This is a genomic window from Allobosea sp. 05T422_2, from assembly GCF_056396265.1.
Genome location: NZ_JBFTLD010000087.1, coordinates 1 through 23,044 on the forward strand (window position 1 = coordinate 1; position 23,044 = coordinate 23,044).

Consider the following 23,044-nt stretch of genomic DNA (forward strand, 5'->3'; position numbering starts at 1 on the left):
GGCCACCTATGTCTTCGAGAAGCCTGGCAGCTATGTTCTGCCGGGTCTCTCGCAGCCCTGGTGGGATACCGACGGCAGGCAAGCCCGGACGGAGACGCTGGCCGGGGTCACGTTGAAAGTCGCCGCGACGGCGGCCGCCCCGTCACAGCAACCGCTCTGGCGCAACGCCATTGCGAACTGGCGCAAATTCGTCATTCCGGTGCTCGGCGCCGCGCTGGTCCTGCTCGCATGCGCCATGCTCTGGCCCTGGCTGAGCTCCCGATGGCGCAGGCGCGAGCAGAGACATTTCGCCTCGGAGACCTTTGCCCGAAAAACTCTGCGCCGGATTGCCAGCACCGGGGATGCTCCGGCGAGCTATCGTGCGCTCGCGACATGGCTGGAGCGATTGCCCCCAGACGGCAAGGACGCCGCGCGACGGGACAGCCGCTTGCAATCGTTGATCACGCAGCTCGAGCACGCCCTGTTCGGAACGGGCGGCAGTTGGTCAAAACAGAACGGAGCGGAGTTGGCAGAACTGGTCGCACACTTCCCTACGCTCAAGAAGGGCGGCCTCGTCCACGTCTCGCCACCCCTCCCTCCGCTCAATCCGCCCCCTCCGTCGCGGCGCCCTGCGTCTCAGGAGAGTGCATGACTGCGCAATGTAGTGCCGATCATGCCAGCGCCCAGCGTCTCATCGGAAATATCTCGCGGCGGCTGGGCTCCACGCAACCGCACGACAATTCGCCCCGACGGTTCGGAGCCATCGCTCCCATGTGAAATTTCCATGCGATTTCAAAGCGAAGACTGACATGCAGCATCCCCTCAAGGCCCGGTTCCAGCACACGGTCGCCCTCATTGCGACGGTGACCCTCCTTCTCCCGCCGCCCACCATCGCCCTGGCCCAAACCCCGCGAACGGCAGCCGCCTCGACAACCGCGCCGCAGGCAAGCCCGACCCAGTCCTGGCCGCGCACCGTCGCGGATGCCGCGGAGGACATCACCATCTATCAACCGCAGATCGAGAGCTGGCGGGGAGATATCCTCGAAGCCCGCTCGGCCGTGTCGATCCAGCGTCCCGGCAGCCAGGCGCCGACGCTGGGCGTGATCTGGATGAAGGCGAGAACCTCGGTCGACAAGGAAAGCGATCTCGTCTCGCTGGATGGCATCGAGCTCACCAGGGCGAATTTTCCCTCGGACACCGCCAATTCCAACGCCTATCTGACGACGTTGCGCGAGCATGTCCCCGGTGGCCTGCGCACGATCTCGCTATCTCGCCTGCAGGCCAGTCTTGCCGTCTCCGAGGCCGAGACCGACCAGACGCAGGCTGTGCGCAACGAGCCCCCCAAAATCGTCTACAGCGAAACACCGGCCCTGCTCGTCCTGATCGACGGCAAGCCCCAGCTACGCCAGGTTGCCGGCAGCAAGCTGCTGCGCGTGATCAACACACCCGCCCTGATCCTGTTCGACGAGGCTGCCGGCGTCTACTACCTGCGCGCGCTGAAGACGTGGTGGAATGCCAAGGCGCCTGAAGGTCCCTGGGCCGTGGCGCCACAGCCTCCGGCCAGTCTGGCCGGCGCGTTGAAGGCAGCCGGGACCCAGGTCAATCTGATGGACACGCCGCCAGTGGACATCGAGGCAGCAGTTGCAGGCGGCGCGATCCCGACCCTGCATGTCAGCCTCGGACCGGCGGATCTGATCCAGACGGCGGGTCATCCGGAATATCTGCCGATTCCGGATACGCAGCTGCTCTATATCAAGAACACCAGCAGCCATGTCGTCATCGACGTCGCCAGCCAGGAGAACTATGTCCTGATCTCCGGGCGCTGGTTCAGCTCCAAATCGCTTTCCAACGGCCCCTGGAGCTTCGTTGCGGGCGACAAGCTGCCAGCGGATTTCGCCAAGATCCCCGACAGCCACCCGAAGGGCGCCGTGCTGGCCTCAGTGAKCGGCACGGTCCAGGCCCAGGACTCCCTGATCGACAATCAGATCCCGCAGACCGCGACGGTCGACCGCAAGAAGGCGAAGGTGAGCGTTCGCTATGACGGGAAGCCAGAACTGAAACCGATCGAAGGCACCAGCCTCGAATATGTCGCCAATGCCGCGATACCGGTGATCAAGGCCGGCAGTTCCTATTATGCGGTCCAGAACGGCGTCTGGTTCGTCGCGAACAGCGCGGCCGGCCCCTGGGCTGTCGCGACCGAAGTCCCGGCAGCGATCTACGCTATCCCGCCGAGTTCGCCCCTGCATTTCGTGACCTATGTCAGGGTCTACAGTTCCACCCCCGAGACCGTCTATGTCGGATATACACCGGGCTATTACGGTACGGTCGCCGCGCCCGGCGGGGTCGTCGTCTACGGCACCGGCTATGTCTACCCGGCCTGGATCGGATCGGCCTGGTATCCGGCACCTCTGACCTATGGATATGGCACGGCTTTCGCCTGGGGCGCGGTGTCCGGGTTCACCCTGGGGGCCATTGCCGGCGCGGCCTGGGCCGGTGGCGCCTGGGGCTGGGGCGGCGGCGGGGGTTGGGGCCACAACAATGTGGTGATCAACAACTTCAATACGTTCAACCAGTTCAACTTCAACCACGCCAACATCTACAACCGCTGGACGAACAACTCGGTGCATAGCCGCATCGACACCCGCATCGCCAACCGGGGCGGGCTCACGCCCGGCCAGCGCGCCAATCTCGGTAACGCACGCGCCAATCTGAATGCGCAGGGCGGCCTGGGCGAGCGAGCTGGCAATCTGCGCCTGAATGACGGGAACATCCGTCAGAACGCCGGCGACATCGCCCGCAACCACCCACGCGCGAATGACCACTACGCGGGTCGCAACGGTGAGGTCTTCCGCCGCGGGAGTAATGGCTGGGAGCAGCATCAGAACGGTCGCTGGGCCAATGCCGGTGGCGGAGAGATCCGTAATCTCGACCGTGAGCAGATCGGCCGGTTCCATGGCGAGCGGATGGAAAACTTCCGAGGAGGCGGTGGATTCGCGGAGGCTGGCGGTTTCCGTGGCGGTGGCGGCTTACACGGCGGCGGCTTCACCGGCGGCGGTGGGTTCCATGGCGGAGGAGGTTTCCGTGGCGGCGGATTCCACGGCGGTGGCGGCGGATTCCATGGTGGTTTCCGTCGCTAGCGGAGACGCCGGTGCGGCTACGGCCGGCCGCATCCGGCCATTGCGCCTCCACGCATCGCCCCCAGTCCCGTTCGCGGCAAGCTGTTTGCTTGTCGCGTCCGGCATGGCAGGTTGCCATCCGCCGGACAGGGAGATGCGACGCGATGGAGCTGAAGTGGCTGGAGGACTTTGTGAGCCTCTCGACAACCTTGAGTTTCTCGCGCTCGGCCCGGGAGCGCAACGTCACGCAATCTGCCCTGAGCCGCCGCATCCGGCAGCTCGAGAGCTGGCTCGGCCTGTCCTTGTTCGACCGCAGCAGCTACCCGATCGGCATCACGGAGGAGGGCAAAATCTTCCTGCCGCGGGCGCGTGAGATCCTGAAGCTGGTCCAGACCTCGCGACAGGAGGCGCGCCAGCAGCATGAAGACACGGCCGAAGTGCTGGTCTTCGCCACGCTCAACACCTTGTCCCTGACCTATTTCCCCGGCTTCATCAGGCGCATCGAGGAGCGGCTTGGGTCGGTGAAGACCCGTTTCTGCGACCAGTATTCGTCCTATGACGRCAATGTCGCGGTCCTGAACCAGGGCGAATGCGATTTCCTGCTGACCTATGCGCATGAGACCGTGCCGCTGCTGCTCGATCCCGCTCGTTTCATCTATCGCCGCCTTGGCTCCGAGCGCGCGATCCCGGTCTCGATCGCCGGCGCCGATGGCAGGCCGGTGCATGCTCTCCGCCCCACAGGAGAGCCCGTCCGAATGCTCAGCTACGGCAGCTGCTCGTTCTTTGCCCGTCGTCTGGCCAAGCTCTTCGCCGATCGGCCCGCCCCTCACGTCACCGTCTACGAGAACCCGATGTCGGTCGGCCTCAAGGCGATGGTTTTGGCTGGGCGCGGCATGGCCTGGATCCCGGAAAGCCTGATTACCGAGGAGCTGCGCAGCGGCGTGCTCGTGCCGGCGGCCGATCCCTCCTGGGAGCTGACCGCCGAAATCCGCCTTTACCGTGCCGCATCGCCAAGCCGGCACGGTGCCGAGCTTTTCTGGGCCGCCGTCGATGAGAACATGCCCCTGAGTGCGCCGGACGCACCTGTGCGCCCGATGYCGGGCAGGCTCTCCTATGCGCGGCCCGTCGCGACCAATGCGGGGGACAGGAAGTTGAGATTGGCTGCTGCGTCGATGTCGGCGAGCTGATCATAGAGCGTCGCGATCTCGGCCTCGTTCATCGCGGCCGCACAGCAATCGAGGAATTTCGACTCGCGATCCATGTCGTCGAAAGGGTCCACAATCGAGCCCTTGGCCTCGGAGCGTTCGACGGTCAGCGTTCGCCCGTCCGCAAGCCGCACGGTCACACGATGCGGCAGGCGCCCGGCAGCGGCCTCCTCGCTCTTGTCATAGGCCCTCATGACGGTGCGGGGCAGAAGTTCGCGCACGGCCTGGCGCTGCACCGCCTCGGACGTGAAATCGGCCAGCGACAAGCGGTCCTGCAGGAGCGCGAGCGCGACGCAGTAATGCATCGAGAAACGTGCCTGCATCTCGTCTTCGGGGTCGGGATAGGCGAGGTTACGCGCATTCGCGATACCGACCAGCGTCTCCACCGCAAGCACGTCCCCGCTCGTGAAGCCATGTTCGGCCTTCAGCCCGAGAATCGCGTCCACCGTGTAATGCGTGGAGCCGCAGCAGGGATGGCGCTTGGGGATGAGGCCCTCGCTCTCGATGACATGCGGCTCGGCAATGGCCATCCCGGCCCATCCCGCCGCGCTCGCATCGCCGAACAGCTCGGCCACCCCCATCGGGCATTCCAGAATGTCGAGACGACCGGTCATGCCAGCCGCCGCAAGCGCAGCCGCGTCAACGGCATTGCGGGCGGCAAGCCCCGCATGCAGCGGCTTTGCCGGGGTCCCGAACTGCCCCTTGGGCCCGGCCGCCATGCTTGCCGCTACGCTCATGGCGCGCGCGATGCCCGCCGCATCGAGCCCCATCAGCCAGGCCGTGCCTGCTGCAGTTCCGATAGCCCCCACCGTCGAGGTCGCGTGCCAGCCGAGCGTGTAATGCGCCGGATTGATGCCTCGCCCGACTATCGCCTGCGCCTCGAGCCCGACGAGATAGGCGTCCACGAAGCTGCGCCCGTTCGCGGCTCGACCATGCGCGACGGCAAGCAGGGCCGGCACGAGCACCGCCGAAGCATGGGTGATGCCCGGCCGGAAATTGTCGTCGTAATCGAGAGCATGCGCCGCCGTGCCGTTCACCAGGGCGGCGACGGCTTCCGGTGCCCTGCCGCCACCAATGACGGCGGCTGCACCGGACGGCCCGATGCTGACGGCGAAAGCCGCACGCACCGACTGCGTCGCCTGATCGTCGGCGCCGGCAATCATGCAGCCGATCGTATCGGCGATCGCATGACGCGCACGCGTCCGCGCCAGAGGAGCGAACCCAGGTCCGGACCGGCTCCAGGCCGCAATGCGTTCGATGGCACTCGACATAGGCTCTCCAGATCTGCGACGAGTACGACGAGAAGGGCCAGCGCGTCCGTCAGCCCACGCGCGCGTCGAGGATGTGGCGCAGCAGGCGCCCGAAGGCGAAGCGGTTGACCTCCTCGCCCTTCTTGTCGGTGTTGACGCGGTGCACGATCACAAGGTCGAGCGAGGGAATGACGAGGCAGTACTGCCCGCCGACGCCCTGGGCGCTGTAGCTGCCATCCGGCAGCACGACGCCCGGAAAACCAGCACCGGACCGCGACACCCACCACATATAGCCATAGCCGCCACGCGGGCCTGCATCCGAGAGCGGCAGGACACTGGTCGCCACCCAGTTGGCCGGCACCACCTGCCGGCTGCGCCAGCGGCCTCGCCGCAGGAACATCAGGCCGAAGCGGGCGAGATCGCGCGTCGACATCCGGAACGGATAGGCCGGGTGCACGGAGCAGTCGTCCGGCTCGATCCAGCCGTCGCGACGTTCCTCGTCGAAGCGGAAATCCTGCATGCCGAGCGGCCCGGCGATGCGCCCCTGGAAGTCATCATGGATGCCGGCACCGGTGAGCGCGCCGAAGATCGTGCCGAGAGCGTTGAAGTCCCAGTTGTTATAGGACCAGAAGGCGCCCGGCGCGTGCGAATGGCGCGGCTCCTTGATCGACTTCATCCAGGCCGATTCATACCCGGCCGGGTGAAAGATGCCCGAGCGCGCAGTTAGCAGGTCGTAGATCGTGGCCGCCTTCTCGCGTTCGCTCAGGCCGTCCTTGTCGTCGACTCCGAGCTGCGCCAGGCTGCGCGACAGGTCGATCGTGCCTTCGTCCTCATGGATACCGATGAGAGCGCTGAGGAAGCTCTTGCGGATCGAATGGCACTGGTAACGATGGGCGAGATCGCCGCGGCTCGCGACAACCCGGCCGCCCTGCACGATCATCAGCGTCGCAGTCGCGATCGTGTCGGCATAGCTCCAGACGCGGTCGAGGCCATCCGCGGACCAGCCCGCATCAGCGGGGTTTACCGCACTCCAGTCCTCATTCGGCCAGGCCGCATCCGCAACCTGTCCGTCCCCCGAAACGTCTTTGCGCATGGAAAAATCGCCTCCCCTGAGGATTGCAGTCACGAGGCCGGCCGGTACCCCGTGCTCGCCTCCAGGAATTCCCGCGTGTAAGGCTCGGCGGCGCGGCCGGCGCGCACGTCCTCGGCGCTCATCTCCTCGATGATGCGTCCTTCGCTCATCATGCCGACGCGCTCGCACAGATGCGTCACCACCGCGAGGTCGTGACTGACCATCAGATAGGTCAGGTCGCGGGCACGCCGGAGCTGCTTCAGCAGGTTGAGGATTTCGGCCTGGACCGAAACATCGAGCGCCGAGGTCGGCTCGTCGAGGAGCAGCAGTTCGGGCTCGATGATGAGTGCGCGTGCGATCGCGACGCGCTGGCGTTGGCCGCCCGAAAGCTCATGCGGGAAGCGATAGCGGAACGATGGCCCGAGCCCGACGGCGGACAGGATTTCGTCGATACGCTCCTGGTGCCGGTCGAACCCGTGAATCCGGAGGGGCTCGGCCAGGACGTATTGCACCATCTTGCGCGGATGAAGCGAGGCATAGGGGTCCTGGAAGACCATCTGCACCCGGCGAAAGAAGCTCTTGTCGCGCTGGTGCGGCACCACCGTGTCGCGGAACCTGATCGTGCCCTCGTAGTCGCGGTTGAGGCCGACGAGCGCACGCAGGATCGTCGACTTGCCGCAGCCGGACTCGCCGATCAGCCCGAAGGCTTCGCCGTGCCCGAGCGTGAAGGAGACATCGTCGACCGCGGTCATCGCGGCTGCGCCGCTGCCGAAGATGATGTTGAGATGGCTGACTGCGAGGGCGGTTTCCTGCGCAGCCCCAGAAGCGTTCGTGGCCGGAGCACTCATGTCGCCACTCCGCTGCGGATCGTCGGGCCGTCGAGCCAGGCCGGGTCGCGGCTCGGGACCTGGAGCATGTCGGTGGCGCGGTCGAGCCGCGGCAGGCTGTCGAGCAGCGCGCGCGTATAGGGGTGGCGCGCATTGCGCAGGTCGCGCGCGGCGATGTCCTCCATGATCCGGCCGGCATACATGACCAACACGCGGTCGCAGAAATCGGCGACGAGGTTGAGGTCATGGCTGATGAACATCAGCCCCGCGCCACGCCGCGTGACGAGCTCGTCGAGAATGGTCAGGACCTGCCTTCGCACCGTCACGTCGAGGGCCGAAGTCGGCTCGTCGGCAATGATCAGGTCCGGTTCGGGAATGAGCATCATGGCAATCATGATGCGCTGCCCCATGCCGCCCGAAACCTCGTGCGGGAAGAGCTGGTAGACGCGGTCGGGATCGCGAATCTTCACCGCCTCGAGCATGGCCAGCGCCCGCGCTTCGGCCTCGCGCCGGCCGACCTTGTGATGCAGGCGGTAGGCTTCGGTGATCTGCTGGCCGACTCGCATCAGCGGGTTGAGCGAGAATTTCGGGTCCTGCAGGATCATCGAGATGCGGTTGCCTCGAATGCTCCGCATCTGCCGCTCGCTGGCGGCGAGCAGGTCGATGCCGTCGAAGGAGAGCCGCCTGGCGTCGATATGTGCGGCCTTCGGCGTCAGCTTCAGCACCGTGCGCCCGGTGAGCGACTTGCCCGAACCGGACTCGCCGACGATACCCACCTTCTCCCGGCCGACGTTGAACGAGATGCCCCGGACCGCCTGGGTGGTGCGATGAGCCCCCTTGAAGGACACGAAGAGGTCCTCGACCTCGAGCAGCGGCTTAGCCATGACGCGGATCCAGGATATCGCGCAGGCCATCCCCGAAGAGGTTGAAGGCGAGGCTGGTGATCAGGATGGCGGTACCGGGAATAGCCGCGATCCAGCCATTGGTCAGGATGAACTCCCGGCCGGAAGCCAGCATGGCGCCCCATTCCGGGCTTGGCGGCTGCGCACCGAGGCCGAGGAAACCGAGCCCCGCCGCGGTGAGGATGATCGCCGCCATGTTGAGCGTGAGGCGCACCACGACAGAGGGAATGCACATCGGCACGACATGGCCAAGGATGATGCGCAACGGCGAGGCTCCCTGCAGCCGCACGGCGGCAATATAGTCCGACTTGCGGATCGACAGGGTTTCCGCGCGAGCAAGCCGGGCGATTGGTGGCCAGGCGGCGAGCGCAATCGCGATGATGGCGTTTTCGATGCCCGGGCCGAGCGCGGCGACGAAGGCGAGTGCCAGCACCAGGCTCGGGAAGGCCAGGAAGACATCGACCACGCGCATCAGCACGATGTCTACCCAGCCGCCGAGATAACCGGAGGTGGTGCCGATGATCAAACCGAGCGGCGCGACGATGATCGCCGTCAGCAAGGCAATGTAGAGCGTGATGCGGGCGCCGAAGACGAGCCGGCTGAAGATATCGCGGCCGAGTTCGTCCGTGCCGAGCCAATGCGCCGCCGACGGCCGCATCAGCCGCTTGCCGAGATCCTGGGCATAGATGTCATGCGTCGCGATCAGCGGCGCAAACAAGGCCGCCAGCACGATGAGTACGATGACGGCCAGCCCGAACAGCGCCGACGGGTTGGCCTTGAGCCGCCACCATTTCAGGGACAGCTGCTGCATCCGCGCCTGGAATGGCGAGGCCGGAACGGGGGCCGTAAGCCAGGCCTTGAGGCCTGTGCCGGACGTTTCAAGAGGGGGAGCGGACATGGCGTGCCTTCACCGGGTGCGCGGGTCGAAGACCCGGTAGAGCAGGTCGCAGAGCAGATTGAGCGTGACGAAGATGACGCCGACGAGCAGCGTGCAGCCGACCACGGCATTCATGTCGCCCGCGAGCAGGGCATTGGTCAGATAGCGGCCGAAACCGGGCCAGGCGAAGACCGTCTCCGTGAGCACCGCCCCTTCCAGCAGGAAGGCGTAGGAGAGCGCCACGACGGTCACGACCTGCACGGCGATATTGCGAAAGGCATGGCCCCAAACGGTGCGCGACCAGGACAGCCCCTTGACCCGCGCCGTCACCACATATTCCTGGCTCAGCTGCTCGATCATGAAGCTGCGTGTCATGCGGCTGATATAGGCGAACGCGCCGAAGGCCAGGATCGAGGCCGGCAGGATGATGTGCGAGAAGGCGTTGCCGAACATCTCCCAGTTGCCCGCCATGGCACTGTCGATGAGCAGGAAGCCGGTCACATGCTCGAGGTCGAACTCATAGGTGAAGTCGATGCGCCCCGGCCCCGCCACCCAGCCGAGCGTGGCGTAGAACAGGACGAGCCCCATCAGGCCGAGCCAGAAATTGGGGGCGGAATAACCGATCAGCCMGACGACGCGTGACAGCTGGTCGATCCACGTATCGCGGTACATGGCGGCGAGCACGCCCATCGGAATGCCGAGCCCCGTACCGATGATGATCGCCACGCTGGCGAGCTCGATCGTCGCCGGGAAGACGCGGGCGATGTCTTCCATCACCGGTTTCCCGGTGGTCAGCGCCGTCCCGAAATCGAGATGCAGGATGCCCCAGACATAGCGCGCGAACTGCACCCAGAGCGGCTGGTCGAGACCGAGCTGCCGGTACATCGCGTCATAGGCTTCCTGGGTCGCGTTGTCGCCGAGCACCGCGGCAACGGGATCAAGCGGCAGCAGGCGACCGATGAAGAAGGTGAGCGCCGCGAGCCCGAACAGGGTCACGGCAACGGAAATGATGGTCCTTCCGGTTGCCCAGACCCAGGACGGAAGACCCTTCCGCCCTGGACTCGCAAACCGACGGGAGCCGACCTCGGCGACTTCGGACACCGGCCAGCCTTACTTGCTGGTTCGGGMGTAGTAGGTCTTGAAGCCGGTCCAGCTCCAGTCCTTCAGGTCCTTGCGGACACCCGCGATGTTGTACATCTGGAACATGAAGGCCATCGGCCCCTTGGCCATGACGTCCTTCTGAATCTCGGCGTAGAGCGCGTCGCGCTTKGCCGTGTCGGCTTCCAGCAAGGCTTCGTCGATCTTGGCGTTGAGCGCCAGGTCCTGATACGACGAACGCCAGCTCGGATATTGCGTCTGCTTCGCCTCGGCCCGGTTGTCGGGATTGAAGACGAGGCGCGAGGCATTCCCATGCGCATCCGGCACGCCGGTCTGCCAGGCCAGCATCGCCGACTGGAATTCGCGGCCGCGAACCTTGCTGAACAGCTGGGCATTGGCCATCCGCTCGAGCGACAGCTTCACGCCGATCTTGGAGGCGTTCTGCTGCACGCTTTGGGCGATCGGCGCCGAATGCGGCAAGGTGCCGAAGATCAGGCTGGCTTCGAAACCGTTCGGATAGCCCGCCTCGGTCAGGAGCTGCTTGGCCTTGTCGAGGTCGAGCTTGAAGGGCTGGCCCTCCTTCTCGTCCAATGCGCCGACCGCTCCAAGCTGCGCGAAGCTCGCCCGCGGCACCCCGAGATAGGTCATGATCGTCTTGCCGAGACCGTCATAGTCGATCAGGTAGCGCATCGCGAGGCGCACCTTCTCCTTGGAGAAGGGGCCGTCCGCAACGTTGAAGTTCCAGAAGAACAGCTGCGGCCGCAGAACCTTGAGGATCGAGACATCCTTCGAGGCTTCGAGGTCCTTGACGTCCTCGGGCGTCAGGTCACGCGCGACGTCGACGTCGCCCTGCCCCAGCAGCAGGCGCTGGGTGCCGGCTTCCGCGACATGCCGGATCAGCACGCGCTTCAGCGCCGGAGCCTTGCCCCAATAGCCCTCGTTCGCCTCGAGCACGATGGACTCGCCCGCGTTCCAGCGCGTCAGCTTGTAGGGGCCGACGCAGGCCGTGCGGGTGCCGAGATACTTATTGCCGAGATCACCATTCTGCTCATTGGCCATGATGGTCTTCATGTCCATCACGGCAGCGACGCGGTTGGCGGCGATCGCCTGCAGGATCAGCGTCGTCGGATAGGCCTTGTCGAGCTTGAACACGACCGTATTGGCATCCGGCGCCACGATGCGCTGATCGACCGTGTCCTTGGTGAAGCCGTATTCGGTCAGGGTCGCGGCATTGCCGAAATTGAGTTTGACCACGCGGCGCAGCGACCAGAGGACATCCTCAGCGGTCACCGGATTGCCGGACGGGAACTTGGCGCCCTTGCGCAGGTGGAAGGTGATCTCCTTGCGATCCGGCGAGACGTCCCAGCGCTCGGCGAAGAGCGGGACAACCTTGCGCTCGTCGGCCGGGTCGAAATCGACCAGCGTGTCGCAGGTGTTCTGCAGGATCTCGTTGGTCACGACCTCGCCGACCTGGGCCGGATCGAAAGTGCTGATCGCATCGATATTCCACGCCATCACCAGGGCGTTCTTCGGCGTGGCGGCGCCGGCCGTCGTGGCAGCAGCGCAAACGGCCGCCGCAGCGGCGACGCTGGAGAGAAGATACCGCGCGGCGCGAGGCGCGCGCGTCTCCGTCGACTGGTCTTGCTTGGCCATGGTCAGTTCCCGCTCTCGTGATTGTTCTTGGTCAAGACTTGCTGTGGTCGCTAGGCCTGCGCTGTGTCTCCCGCGCAGGCCCGGCTGAAAGGCTCAGGCGGCTTCGGGCCGCGGCTGGATCGGCGGCTTCACCTCGGCCGGGATCGGGCAGATATAGGGCGTCCTGGTCGTCCGCTCCTGGTGATCCTTCTTGGCGCGCGCCAGCAGCGTCTCGTCGCTCATCACGTCGACGGCCGTACCGGCCATGATCTTGGCGGCATGAACCATGCCCTTATGCGCGGCCGGGGCCTTGCCTTGCGCCGTGATCTGCCAGGAATGGCCGGGCGTGCCGATGGCATGCGTCGCGACGCGTGCCTGGATGGTCGGCACCTTCCAGCTGACATCCGCGACGTCGGTCGAGCCGACCATCGGCACGCCTCTGGCATCCCTGGGGATCACGAAATCGCAGAGCGGGGTGTTCTCGCGCGGCGCGACGCCGGTGCGGCGATAGTCGTTCAGGATGTCGGCCTCGCTCAGCGTCGCCTGGATCTGGGCGGCGTAGGCGCGGTCGGCATCGTCGAACGGCACGGGCCCGAGGCGCTGGATGTTCTGGAACATCGCCTCTTCGAGCGGCGTATTGCCGAGCATGTTGGAAACCGCGCTCATGATCGAGATCGAGACCTTGGTCTCGGTCATCAGCGCCGCCCCCTCGGCGACTTTCTTGACCCGTTCATTGAGCTCCAGCATGCCCGCGAGATCGCGGGCGCGGATCGCATAACGTACCTTTGCCGAAGCCTGCACGACGTTCGGCGCGATACCCCCGGAATCGAGCATGGCATAGTGGATGCGGGCATCCGACGGCATGTGTTCGCGCATGTAGTTGACGCCGACATTCATCAGCTCGACGGCATCGAGTGCGCTGCGTCCCAGATGCGGCGCCGCCGCCGCGTGCGAGGCGCGGCCGGTGAAGTGGAAGTCCATGCGCGTATTGGCGAGCGACAGCGCCTCGTCGACCCGCGTCATCGACGCCGGGTGCCAGGTGATGGCGACATCGACATCGTCGAAGGCGCCGGCACGCACCATGAAGGCCTTCGCTGCGCCCCCCTCTTCCGCCGGGCAGCCGAAATAGCGCACCCGCCCGGGGCGCCCCGTCTCGGCAAGCCAGTCCTTGAGCGCGGTCGCGGCCAGCAGCGCGGCCGAGCCGAGCATGTTGTGGCCGCAGCCATGGCCATGTCCGCTACCCTCGACCGGGCGCGGCTCGGCGATATTCGCCTCCTGGCTCAGGCCGGGCAACGCATCATATTCGCCGAGGAAGGCGATCACCGGGCCGCCCTCGCCCGCTTCGCCCATCACCGCAGTCGGAATGCCGGCGACATTCTCGGTCACGCGGAAGCCCTGTTCCTTCAGCATCGCCGTATGCTCGGCGACCGAGCGGTACTCGGTATAGGCGATCTCGGGCATGCCCCAGACCCGGTCGCTCAGCGCCTCGAAGGGCTGCCGCTTGGCATCGACCAATTGCCAGATCGTCTCTGAATTACGCATGGCGTCCTCTCGTATTCCAGATGCTGTCACAGATGCTTACGCAGAAAGCGTGCGACGGCCCCGAAGACCGTGCGCCGGTTCTCGATCCGGGCGAAGCCATGGCCCTCATGCGGGATGCGGACATACTCGACCGGATGGCCGCGGCCGCGCAGCACCGAATAGATCATCTCGCTCTCGCCGGGAGGCACACGCGGATCGTCGAGCCCCTGCGCGATAAACAGCGGCGCGCGAATATGGCCTGCCTTGTGGATCGGCGAGAAGCGGATCAGGTCGTCCCGATCGGCAACGAGATCGCCATATTCGACCGCGCGCAGATACTTGCGCCAYGGCCCCGTGGTTTCGAGCATCGTCAGGAAATTGGCGATGCCGTAGAACTCGACGCCGACCTTCCACAATTCGGGTTGTTCGGTCAGCGCGGCGAGCACCATGAAGCCGCCATAGGAACGCCCATAGACCGCGACGCGCTCGTCATCGACCTCCGGTTGTTCGCGCAGCCACAACCGCACCGCCTTGAGGTCCGCGACACTGTCCATGCGCAGATGCTTGTCGTCGAGATGCTGGTAGGCGCGGCCATAGCCGGTCGAGCCACGCACATTGGGGGCGACGACCATGATGCCTTGGCTCAGGAAGAACTGCAGGTCGGCCCGGAAGATCGGCGTCCACTGCGCTTCCGGTCCGCCATGCACCACGACCACGGCCGGATAGCCGCCCGCCGGAGCCTTGCTCCGCGGCCGGTAGACGAAGAAGGGCACTTCGAGACCGTCGAAGCTCGCGGCGCGCTCGACGCTCGGCTCGACAAAGCTGCTTGAATCGAGACCTGCCTTGGATGCATCCGTCAGCCGCGTTGCCGTGCGGGTAGCCACATCGAAGCGCCAGATATCCGGAGACGAGGTCGCACCATCGAGCGGGAACACGAGGCCGCTGCCGTCGGGAACCCAGGCCACCGAGCCGATGGTCCCGCGCGGCAAGCCGGCGACCTCGAACTCCTCGGCCGTCGCGAGATCACGAATGAAAACGCGGTTCCAGCCTTCCTCGTTCGCCACATAGGCGAGGCGGCCCTGGTCAGGCGCGAGCGCGATCGCCTCGATATCCTGCTTCTCCCGCTCGACGATCCAGGTGACGCGCCCCTCGGCCAGTGCACAGAAGGCGACACCGAGATGCTCGCGCCCCTGATCGGACACGAAGAAGAAGCCGCTGCCATCCTTCTTCATGCGGCTGACGACATAGCGCGCGCGGCCCTCATGCGGCAGCAATGGCGTGAGGCTGCCAGTCTCGAGATCGAGGCGATGCAGGTCCTGATCGCTCATCGAACGCGTGGCGTTGGCGACGAGCAGCGACTTGCCATCGGGGAAGAAGGCGACCGCCTCACGATAGCCGGAGCCTTGATGGACGCGCTTGGCGGTGCGCGTAGCGAGTTCCATGACGTAGACGTCCATATGCTCGCAATCGCGGGCATTGGAGGTGAATGCGATGCGTTGTCCGTCCGGCGCCCAGGCGCCCCAGGCATGCACGACCGTCGGATCGTCGGTAAGCGGCTCAGGCACTCCGGAGGCGCCCGGCACCAACCAGAGTTGGTGCCGCTCGTCGCCACCGCAATCCATCGTGAAGAGGAGGTCGCGGCCCTTGGGGTTGAAGGAGATCGCGCCGATCGGCTCCGGCATATCGGTCAGGCGCCAGGGCGCTCCGCCCGCGAGCGGCCGCAGCCAGATCTGGTGCGTGCCACTCTCGTCGCTGAGATAGGCCAGCAATTCGCCGTCGGGCGCGATGGCGGGGCTCTTTGCGCTCCGGACCTCGAGATAGGGCTCGATGCCGATGCGAATCTGGTTTGCGGCCTCGTACATGGGCTCTCCCTCAGGCCGCCTGGGCCAGCATCACATCGCGCAACCGGTCCGTTGCCTCGCGCAGGGCTTGCGACAACGCCGGCGCACTCGGCGTCGCTGCGTGGTTCGCTTCGGTCACGATCGTGAACCGGGCTTCGGGCCAGGCCTTTTTCAGCTGCCAGGCCGTGCTCATCGGCGTCACCGTATCGTAGCGCCCCTGCACGATCTCGGCCGGCAAATGGCGGATGCGACCGATGTCGCTCAGCAATTGGCCGGAGGGAAGGAAGGCCCCGTTCATGCAGTAATGCGTGAAGATCCGGGAGATCGCGAGCGCGGCGTCGGTGTCGGTCAGCGTCGCGACATGGTCCGGGTCGGGCAGGAACGTCTGGGTCTGCGCCGAAAAGGTCCTGAGGCTGACCGCCGCTGCAGCACGCAACCCGGCATCGTCGCTGGTCAGGCGCTTGTAATAGGCCAAGAGCAGATCATGACGCTCCGCCGCCGGCACGAATTCGGCAAAAGCCTCCCAATGATCCGGGAAGATCATACGCGAGCCCTGGAACCACCAGTCGATCTCCGAGCGCTGCGCCATGAAGATGCCATGCAGACGGAAGCCGAGACAGCGCTCGGGATGGCTCTGGCCGTAGGCGAGCCCAAGACAGCTGCCCCAGGACCCGCCGGTGACGAGCCAGCGCTCGATGCCAAGATGGCTGCGGATACGCTCCAGATCGGCGATCAGGTCCTGCGTCGTGTTGCCGTCGAGTTCCGCATGCGGGGTCGATTTCCCGGCACCGCGCTGGTCGAAGGTCACGATATTGAAGACGGCAGGGTCGAAGGTCCGGCGCTGGGCCGGCTTGGTGCCGCCGCCCGGACCGCCATGCAGAAAAACGACCGGAATGCCGTCCGGATTGCCGCTGGTCTCAACATGGAGTTCATGCGCGCCCCCCACCGCAAGCCGAAAAGCGCGGTAAGGCTCAAGCGCGGGGTAAAGAACGTCATCGTAGGCCGACACGCCTTGCTCCAACGAAAAACGCGCTGAAGCCAGCGCTCAACCATCTCGATGACCTAACGATGCCACGCTCGGCCCGATGCTGGCTAATGCAATTTGGGTTCGATGTTATGCGCCTGTGGAATAGTTTTGCAGCATACCCGTCCCCGACCTCCTGTTGCCTTGGGCGCCGCGGCCAGCCGCGTGGGCAGGCTCTTATTTCCGCTGAGGCAAAGGCCCTCGCCATGTCCCCAGCAGCATATCGAGAAAGCGCTCCGCAGCCGGAGCAAGGCGAACGCCGCGGCGACGCACCACGCCAATGGTCCGCGAGACCTCCGGATCGCGGATCGGGCACGTCACGATGATGGGATGCTCTCCGGTCGGCGTTGCAAGGCGCGGCAAAACCGAGATGCCAAGCCCGGCTTCGACCAGCCCCAGCGAGGTCGACAGATGCGTGACTTCGAAGGACCAGTCCAGCCGCACGCCGACCCGTACCAGGGCCGCGTCGAGGATGGCGCGATTGCCGCTCGCCCGGCTGACGGTGACCAGTGGATGCCCTTCGAGATCGGCCCAGCCGAGCGATGGCTTGCTCGCCAGGATATGGTCGCGCCGGCAGGCGAGGACGAACGGGTCTTCGAGCAGCGGCTCGAAGCTCAGATCGGGATCGGAGCCGCCGAGCAGATTGATGCCGAATTCGACCTCGCCGCGCGCCACGCTCTCCAGGCCATCATTGGCCGAGAGGTCGAGGATCCGGAACCGAATATTGGGATACTGCTCCGAGAAGCGCGCGATCACCGAGGGCAGGAAGTAAAACGCGGCCGTCGGCACACAGGCGAGCGCGATCTGCCCTGCTCGCCTCGTGCCAAGATCGCGCATCGCGAAGATCGATGAATCGAACTCGTCCAGCATGCGCCGCACCAGCGGCAGCATCTCGCGCCCGACCATGGTCAGCGCCACGCGCCGCGTCGTGCGTTCGAGCAGGGCCGCGCCGACCGCTGCCTCGAGCCGCTGGATGCGCCGGCTCAGCGCCGGCTGCGACATGTTGAGGGCCTCTGCGGCGCGGTGGAACCCCTCCAGTTCAACCACCGCGATGAACGCGCGCAGATCAAGCGCTTCGAAATTGATGCTCATGGCGCATCAATAACACCGATCTCTGCATTTCACAGAGGTTTCACGATCTGGGATGAGAGCCCGTCACTCACCGCTGGACGCCGCCCTTGCCCGATCCGCTCAAGCCCACTCATGCACGTGCCCTGCGCATTCCCTGCGTGCTGATGCGCGGCGGCACATCCCGCGGCCCGTTCTTCCTGGAAACCGATCTGCCGGCTGACCCGGAGGCGCGCGACCGCGTGCTGCTCGCAGCAATGGGGTCGCCTCACACGCTGCAACTCGACGGGATCGGGGGCGGCAATTCGCTGACCAGCAAGGTCGCCATCGTCGGCAACGCCTCACGCCCGGATGCCGATATCGATTACCTCTTCGCCCAGGTCGCAGTCGACCGGGCTCATGTCGATCTCGGTCCGAACTGCGGCAACATGCTCTCCGCCATCGGCCCCTTCGCCATCGAGGCCGGCCTCGTGCCGGCATGCGATGGTGAGACGATGGTTCGGATCTACAACCGCAATACCGCCTCGCTGATCGAGGCGGTGGTGCAGACCCCCGGCAAACGTGTCGAGTATGACGGCACAACCGCGATCGACGGCGTTTCAGGCACTGCAGCCCCGATCAAGCTGACCTTCCTCGAAGCCGTCGGTTCCAAGACCGGCTCCCTGCTGCCGACCGGCAAGCCGCGCGAGTTGATCGATGGTGTGCCGGTCACGTTGATCGACTATGCCACGCCGATGCTGCTCGTCCGCGCTACCGATTTCGGCCTTGCCGGTGACGAGATGCCGGCGGAGCTCGACGCGAATACGGCCCTGCTGGCGCGGCTGGAGGAGATACGGCGCGAGGCGGGCAGGCGCATGGGTCTTGGCGACGTCGCCGGCCGGGTCATTCCCAAGATCGGACTGCTTTCGACGGCCCGCCAGGGCGGCAGCCTGACCTCACGCTATTTCACGCCGGACCGCTGCCATCGCAGCCATGCCGTCACCGGCGCACTCTGCATCGCCGTCGCCAGTCAGGTCGCCGGCAGCGTTGCGCAAGAGGTAGGTCTCGCGGACGCCGCCTCGCTGGTGACGATCGAACATCCGAGCGGCCGTATCCAGGTCGACCTCGCTCTCGACGCATCTGGCCAGGTTGCCAGAGCCAGCCTGGTGCGCACCGCGCGCCGTATCTTTGAAGGCCATGTCATCGTCCCCGCCAGCGCGATTGGCGCGCTGCCAGAAGGGACTGCAATCGGAGGAAATTCCCATCATGACACCGACGCGTCGCCACTTCTGCAGCCTGCTGACGACTGCAGCCGCCAKCGCCTGTCTGCCTGAGCTGGCATTCGCTCAGGCAGCATTTCCCGAGCGGCCGATGCGCCTGCTGGTGCCTTACGCGGCCGGCGGCGGAACGGACGCGATCGCGCGTCTGGTCGCCCAGGGCGTTGGAGAAAAGCTCGGCCAGTCACTGGTCGTGGAGAATAACGGATCGGCCGGCGGCAACCTGATCACCGCACAGGCCGCCACCTCTCCCGCGGATGGCTACACGGTGCTGATGGCCAATCAGGGCCCGATGGTGGTCAACCCGCACCTGTTCAAGAACGTCAAGGTCGATCCGCTGACGGCCTTCGACCCGATCACCCTGATTTCCGCAGCTCCGCTGGTCGTCGTCGTGGCGCAGAATTCGCCCCACAAGACGATCAAGGACCTGATCAGCTTCGGCGAGAAGAATCCGGGCAAACTGACCTACGGCTCTGCCGGCAACGGTTCGGCCAGCCACCTGGCCACCGTTCTGCTGGCGCAGATGGCGCAGTTCACAGCCGTGCACGTGCCCTATCGTGGCGCAGGCCCGGCCCTGACCGACCTCCTCGCCGGCCAGTCCGATTTCATGATCACCACCGTGCCGTCGGTTCTCGGGCTGATCGAAGGCAGCAAGGTGCGCGCGCTGGCGGTGACCGGCAAGGAGCGGGCCAAGCTCTTCCCGGAGGTGCCCTCGGTCGCAGAAAGCGGCTGGGCCGGTTACGAGGCGACAGCCTGGTATGGTTTCGTCGTGCCGAAGGGGACGCCGAAGGATGTCGCTGCAAAGCTCCGCACCGCCACGGTGGAGGCCATCAACGACGCGACCATCCGCGAACGGCTGAAGAACGAAGGCGCCGAGCCGATCGGCAATACGCCGGCCGAGTTCGCTGCGATGATGGAAGCGGAGTCGAAGCGCTGGGCCGGCATCATCAAGCAGGCCCAGATCGCGGTAAACTAGGCCCGAGACGGGCCAATCCATACAAAGACCTGCGTCACGGCCCGCCAGCGGCAGGCCGTGACGCAGCGTACTTATCCAGCCTGAGCGATTCCGGGCCTAGCTCTCGCCTCTTTGCGGCAGGCGAGGCAGCAGGATCGTAAGCAGCCCCAGCAGCGGCAGGTAGGAGCAGACGCGGTAGACGAAGGCGATACCGTGCGTATCGGCGAAGTTGCCAAGCAGGGCCGCTCCAAGTCCACCCGCGCCAAAGGCAAAGCCGAAAAACACGCCGGCGATCAGGCCGACACGGCCGGGCACGAGTTCCTGTGCGAAGACGACAATCGCAGAGAATGCCGAGGCGAAGATCAAGCCGATCACGACGCTCAGCACGCCGGTCCAGAACAGGCTCGCATAAGGCAGCAGCAGCGCGAACGGGATCACACCCAGGATCGAGAACCAGATCACGAAACGCGCTCCGAACCGGTCCCCGATCGGCCCACCCAGAAAGGTCCCGACTGCGGCTGCACCGAGGAAGAGAAACAGCATCAGCTGCGCATCGCGCATGCCGAGCTGGAACTGGTCGATCACGTAAAAGGTGAAATAGCTCGAGATGCTGGCCATGTAGACATTCTTGGTCGCGGTCAGCAGCACGAGGATGAGGAACGCCAGTGCGACGCGCCCCTGCGGCAACGGCAGCGTGCGACTGACGGCAGGACGGCTGGCATTCTGGCGGCGATGACCGGCATACCAGGCCCCGACCCAGCCGAGCACGATCATGCCCAGCATCGCTATGGCCGAGAACCACGCCACACTGCCCTGGCCGAATGGCAACACCACGAAGGCCGCGAGCAGCGGTCCGATGGCCGAGCCCATATTGCCGCCAACCTGGAAAAGCGATTGCGCCAGGCCGTGGCGGCCGCCGGAGGCAAGGCGAGCCACCCGTGACGCCTCCGGGTGGAAGATTGCGGAACCGAAGCCGATCAGGCTCGCCGCCATGAGCAGCATCGCAAAGCTATGCGCATTGCCCAGCAGGATCAGTCCGGCGCAGGTGCAGGCCATCCCGGCCGGCAGCGAATAGGGCATCGGCCAACGATCGGTCACCATCCCGACGACCGGCTGCAGCAGCGAGGCCGTGACCTGGAAGGTCATGGTCAGCAGTCCGATCTGKACGAAATCGAGAGCGTAGTTTGCCTTGAACAGCGGGTAGAGCGAGGCAAGAAGCGATTGCATCACATCGTTGAGCAGGTGGCAGAAGCTCACCGCCAGCAGGATCGATGTCGTCGTCTTCTCGAAACGGGACCTGGTCCCGGGGAACGCTGCAACCATCTCAATTCGTCTCCAGCGCGGGCCGCAAACACCGGCTTATCGCCGCCATGCCTCTTTACAGAGCGCCTCCTTGACCTGCATTCGTGTTTCGGTCGAATTCTTTTGCGTTTGGGCCAAAGATGAGAAAACTGCCGCAGCATCTGCTCGAGGCGCGCGACGAGGCTCACCGCCGTAACCTCGGATGGATTGCCTATGCCGAGGCCGACATCCTGGTGCACAGCAACGAGGATCCGGCGGGCTACACCATCCCTCTCCATAGCCACCAGCGCATCCAGTTGCTCTGCGTCTTCTCCGGCGTGGTGGCAGTCGCGACCGAGCGCGGCCGCTGGATGATTCCGCAAGGCCACGCGCTGCTGATCCCTCACCATCTCGAGCATTCCGTGGAAATGCTGAGCGATGTCAGCATGCGATCGGTCTATCTTCTGCCCCGGGAGGGCGTCCTGGCCGATCCCGAGCCGGTGGTGCTCGAGGTAACGGATCTTGCGCGCAGCCTCATCATCGAAGCGATCCGCCTGCGCGAGGCGCCCGCCGGAAGCCGCAAGCTCACATTGAGCCTTCAGCTCCTGATGGAAGAGATCGCCTCCCTCGAATCCCGTCCTCTCGGCCTTCCCTTCCCGGCCGACAGGAGACTCGCGGCGCTATGCCGGGCCTATATGGCAGCGCCGTCGGCGAATGCCCGGCTCGACACCTGGGCGGAAGCGCTTGCGATGAGCCGCCGAACTTTCACACGCTTCTTCCTCAGGGAGACGGGCGTCAGCTTCGCGACCTGGCGGCAACAGGCCAGCCTGTTCGCCTGTCTGCCGAAACTCGCGGAAGGCGCGCCGGTGACGCAGATCGCCATGCTGGCGGGCTACGAGAACGTCGCCGCCTTCACCACGATGTTCCGCCGCCTGCTTGGGACCTCGCCGCGCAGCTACATGAAGGCCTCGATCACCGGCTAGGCCCGCGCCGGCTCGCCAGGGCCGCTATGTCCGGTTTCCTTCCGGCAGTGGCGACCTCCAGGACGAGCTGGTGTCGATCCGGGTCGTGGCGAAGCGCTCGCGGAGCCACTTGGCTGCCGGACCGCATGGCCGCTGCTTGTGCCAGATCATCTCGAGCGCGATCGGCCAATCCGCGTCGTCGAATTGAAGATCCGGCGTGATCAGACCGGGGGCGGCCGGCGAATTCGCGATGACATGGTCGGACACGAAGGCCCAGCCGATGCCGTGCTTCACCATTTCCAGAATGACCCAGTGGCTTTCCACCCACCAGACCTCGGCGGCAACGCGCAGGCGCCGCTTCTCMGGCCCGTCGCTTCTGGCGGCGACGAGGATCTGCCTGTAGCGCTTCAGCTCTTCCCAATCGACGCGGGCCTTGGCAAGCGGATGGTCCTTGCCGCAAACCAGCTTGAGCGGGACCCATCCGATCGTCTGGAAGCCAAGCTCCGTCGGCAAGACCTCCTGACGCCACATCACCCCGATATCGGCTTTCCCCGCGAGGACCAGCCGGCTCACATCCTCCATCAGCGGAAACAGGATTTCGAGCTCAACATGGGGGAAGTGCCGCGCGAAATCGGCAAAGAGCGCCCCCAGAGCGTGCTCCGGGTAAAGTTCGTCGATCGCGATGACAAGCCGCTTCTCGACATGAGCCTCGAAGCTGCGCGCGACGCCGATGAGGTGTTCGCTGCGATCGAGCACGACCTTGGCCTCGCGCAGCAATCTTTCGCCCGCCGGAGTGAGCACGGGATTGCGCCCAGCCCTGCTGAACAGAGCGACGCCGAGATCCTCCTCGAGATTCGAGACCTGCGTGCTCACGGCTGATTGCGCTTTGCGAAGCGCGCGCGCTGCCCCGGAGAACGAGCCATGCTCCGCTGCCGCGACGAAGGCCCGAAGTTGGTCCAGCGAAACCGTCATCTATCTGATTATCAGATACGATCCAACTTGATGCAATCGAAATGACAGATAGAGAACGCGGCCATCAATCCTAGTGAAGGCCCCTTAGCACATGCGCTCCGTTCGAGACCGAATCCGCCACGCACTCATGTTCGAGGCGATCGGATTAGCCATTGTCATTCCAGCGGGAGCCTATCTGTTCGGCCTGCCGGCGGGCCATATGGGCG

Annotated in this window: 19 protein-coding genes and 1 pseudogene; 7 read left to right on the forward strand and 13 right to left on the reverse strand. The window is 65.4% G+C overall.

Translation table 11 applies throughout. The features are described from left to right. The 3 genes from AC1DJT_RS16640 to AC1DJT_RS16650 form a co-directional block, all read left to right on the forward strand. Positions 1-631, forward strand: a 631-nt coding sequence (locus tag AC1DJT_RS16640; RefSeq protein ID WP_476834459.1) for a BatD family protein, incomplete at its 5' end; no start/stop codon positions are given. A 157-nt stretch (positions 632-788) separates the two neighbouring features. Continuing rightward, positions 789-3,116, forward strand: coding sequence for a hypothetical protein (locus tag AC1DJT_RS16645; protein WP_476834460.1), 2,328 nt, complete (start codon positions 789-791; stop codon positions 3,114-3,116). A 143-nt stretch (positions 3,117-3,259) separates the two neighbouring features. Further along, positions 3,260-4,282: a LysR family transcriptional regulator gene (locus tag AC1DJT_RS16650; RefSeq protein WP_476834461.1), complete on the forward strand. Its 1,023-nt coding sequence runs from the start codon at positions 3,260-3,262 to the stop codon at positions 4,280-4,282. On the opposite strand, the gene AC1DJT_RS16655 is transcribed toward AC1DJT_RS16650, so the two are convergent. From AC1DJT_RS16655 to AC1DJT_RS16705, 11 genes and pseudogenes are all read right to left on the reverse strand, one after another. Beyond that, a complete protein-coding gene (locus AC1DJT_RS16655) occupies positions 4,207-5,571 on the reverse strand; it encodes an MmgE/PrpD family protein (RefSeq protein WP_476834462.1) in 1,365 nt (454 codons plus the stop codon). The two genes, AC1DJT_RS16650 and AC1DJT_RS16655, sit on opposite strands and share 76 nt — an antisense overlap. Before the next feature lie 49 nt (positions 5,572-5,620). Beyond that, positions 5,621-6,643 carry a serine hydrolase domain-containing protein gene (locus AC1DJT_RS16660; protein ID WP_476768021.1) on the reverse strand — a complete coding sequence of 341 codons (1,023 nt, stop codon included), beginning with the start codon at positions 6,641-6,643 and terminating at the stop codon, positions 5,621-5,623. Positions 6,644-6,672: 29 nt separating this feature from the next. After that, positions 6,673-7,470, reverse strand: a complete 798-nt coding sequence (locus AC1DJT_RS16665; RefSeq protein ID WP_476768020.1) for an ABC transporter ATP-binding protein — start codon at positions 7,468-7,470, stop codon at positions 6,673-6,675. Beyond that, positions 7,467-8,255, reverse strand: a pseudogene (locus tag AC1DJT_RS16670) (ABC transporter ATP-binding protein); the annotation flags it as partial. The pseudogene AC1DJT_RS16670 and the gene AC1DJT_RS16665, both read right to left, overlap by 4 nt. 70 nt (positions 8,256-8,325) lie before the next feature. Next, positions 8,326-9,249, reverse strand: coding sequence for an ABC transporter permease (locus tag AC1DJT_RS16675; RefSeq protein ID WP_441504495.1), 924 nt, complete (start codon positions 9,247-9,249; stop codon positions 8,326-8,328). Between the two features lie 9 nt (positions 9,250-9,258). Next, positions 9,259-10,329, reverse strand: coding sequence for an ABC transporter permease (locus AC1DJT_RS16680; RefSeq protein ID WP_476834463.1), 1,071 nt, complete (start codon positions 10,327-10,329; stop codon positions 9,259-9,261). A 9-nt stretch (positions 10,330-10,338) separates the two neighbouring features. Then, complete coding sequence (locus AC1DJT_RS16685) at positions 10,339-11,979, reverse strand: ABC transporter substrate-binding protein (protein WP_476834464.1); 1,641 nt, start codon at positions 11,977-11,979, stop codon at positions 10,339-10,341. A gap of 93 nt (positions 11,980-12,072) precedes the next feature. Further along, complete coding sequence (locus AC1DJT_RS16690; RefSeq protein WP_476775637.1) at positions 12,073-13,500, reverse strand: M20 family metallopeptidase; 1,428 nt, start codon at positions 13,498-13,500, stop codon at positions 12,073-12,075. 26 nt (positions 13,501-13,526) lie between these two features. Beyond that, a complete protein-coding gene (locus tag AC1DJT_RS16695; protein WP_441504493.1) occupies positions 13,527-15,341 on the reverse strand; it encodes a S9 family peptidase in 1,815 nt (604 codons plus the stop codon). A 10-nt stretch (positions 15,342-15,351) separates the two neighbouring features. Next, on the reverse strand, positions 15,352-16,329 hold the full coding sequence (gene pip / locus AC1DJT_RS16700) for a prolyl aminopeptidase (protein WP_441504492.1): 978 nt from the start codon (positions 16,327-16,329) through the stop codon (positions 15,352-15,354). A 192-nt stretch (positions 16,330-16,521) separates the two neighbouring features. Further along, positions 16,522-17,436 carry a LysR family transcriptional regulator gene (locus AC1DJT_RS16705; RefSeq protein ID WP_476770899.1) on the reverse strand — a complete coding sequence of 305 codons (915 nt, stop codon included), beginning with the start codon at positions 17,434-17,436 and terminating at the stop codon, positions 16,522-16,524. Between the two features lie 86 nt (positions 17,437-17,522). On the opposite strand from AC1DJT_RS16705, the gene AC1DJT_RS16710 reads away from it, so the two are divergent. Then, positions 17,523-18,725, forward strand: a complete 1,203-nt coding sequence (locus AC1DJT_RS16710) for a 4-oxalomesaconate tautomerase (protein WP_476834465.1) — start codon at positions 17,523-17,525, stop codon at positions 18,723-18,725. Between the two features lie 37 nt (positions 18,726-18,762). Then, the gene (locus tag AC1DJT_RS16715) at positions 18,763-19,644 is read left to right on the forward strand and encodes a Bug family tripartite tricarboxylate transporter substrate binding protein (RefSeq protein WP_476834466.1); all 882 of its coding nucleotides are present in this window, start codon (positions 18,763-18,765) and stop codon (positions 19,642-19,644) included. 96 nt (positions 19,645-19,740) lie between these two features. On the opposite strand, the gene AC1DJT_RS16720 is transcribed toward AC1DJT_RS16715, so the two are convergent. Further along, positions 19,741-20,946: an MFS transporter gene (locus AC1DJT_RS16720; protein ID WP_441488111.1), complete on the reverse strand. Its 1,206-nt coding sequence runs from the start codon at positions 20,944-20,946 to the stop codon at positions 19,741-19,743. Positions 20,947-21,065: 119 nt separating this feature from the next. Between AC1DJT_RS16720 and AC1DJT_RS16725 the strand changes: the two genes are divergently transcribed. Beyond that, positions 21,066-21,887: an AraC family transcriptional regulator gene (locus AC1DJT_RS16725; RefSeq protein ID WP_441504488.1), complete on the forward strand. Its 822-nt coding sequence runs from the start codon at positions 21,066-21,068 to the stop codon at positions 21,885-21,887. A gap of 24 nt (positions 21,888-21,911) precedes the next feature. Here AC1DJT_RS16725 and AC1DJT_RS16730 read toward each other — a convergent pair whose 3' ends face one another. Then, positions 21,912-22,838 carry a LysR family transcriptional regulator gene (locus AC1DJT_RS16730; RefSeq protein ID WP_441488109.1) on the reverse strand — a complete coding sequence of 309 codons (927 nt, stop codon included), beginning with the start codon at positions 22,836-22,838 and terminating at the stop codon, positions 21,912-21,914. 91 nt (positions 22,839-22,929) lie between these two features. Between AC1DJT_RS16730 and AC1DJT_RS16735 the strand changes: the two genes are divergently transcribed. After that, positions 22,930-23,044: chlorhexidine efflux transporter (locus AC1DJT_RS16735; protein WP_476834467.1), on the forward strand; the 115-nt coding region annotated here is incomplete at its 3' end.

Excerpts from the sequence above, each read along its gene's own strand:
- AC1DJT_RS16715 (WP_476834466.1), top strand. The coding sequence starts at position 18,763 with ATGCGCCTGCTGGTGCCTTACGCGGCCGGCGGCGGAACGGACGCGATC.
- AC1DJT_RS16665 (WP_476768020.1), bottom strand. The coding sequence starts at position 7,470 with ATGAGTGCTCCGGCCACGAACGCTTCTGGGGCTGCGCAGGAAACCGCC.
- AC1DJT_RS16690 (WP_476775637.1), bottom strand. The coding sequence starts at position 13,500 with ATGCGTAATTCAGAGACGATCTGGCAATTGGTCGATGCCAAGCGGCAG.
- AC1DJT_RS16705 (WP_476770899.1), bottom strand. The coding sequence starts at position 17,436 with ATGAGCATCAATTTCGAAGCGCTTGATCTGCGCGCGTTCATCGCGGTG.
- AC1DJT_RS16675 (WP_441504495.1), bottom strand. The coding sequence starts at position 9,249 with ATGTCCGCTCCCCCTCTTGAAACGTCCGGCACAGGCCTCAAGGCCTGG.
- AC1DJT_RS16660 (WP_476768021.1), bottom strand. The coding sequence starts at position 6,643 with ATGCGCAAAGACGTTTCGGGGGACGGACAGGTTGCGGATGCGGCCTGG.
- AC1DJT_RS16725 (WP_441504488.1), top strand. The coding sequence starts at position 21,066 with ATGAGAAAACTGCCGCAGCATCTGCTCGAGGCGCGCGACGAGGCTCAC.
- AC1DJT_RS16655 (WP_476834462.1), bottom strand. The coding sequence starts at position 5,571 with ATGTCGAGTGCCATCGAACGCATTGCGGCCTGGAGCCGGTCCGGACCT.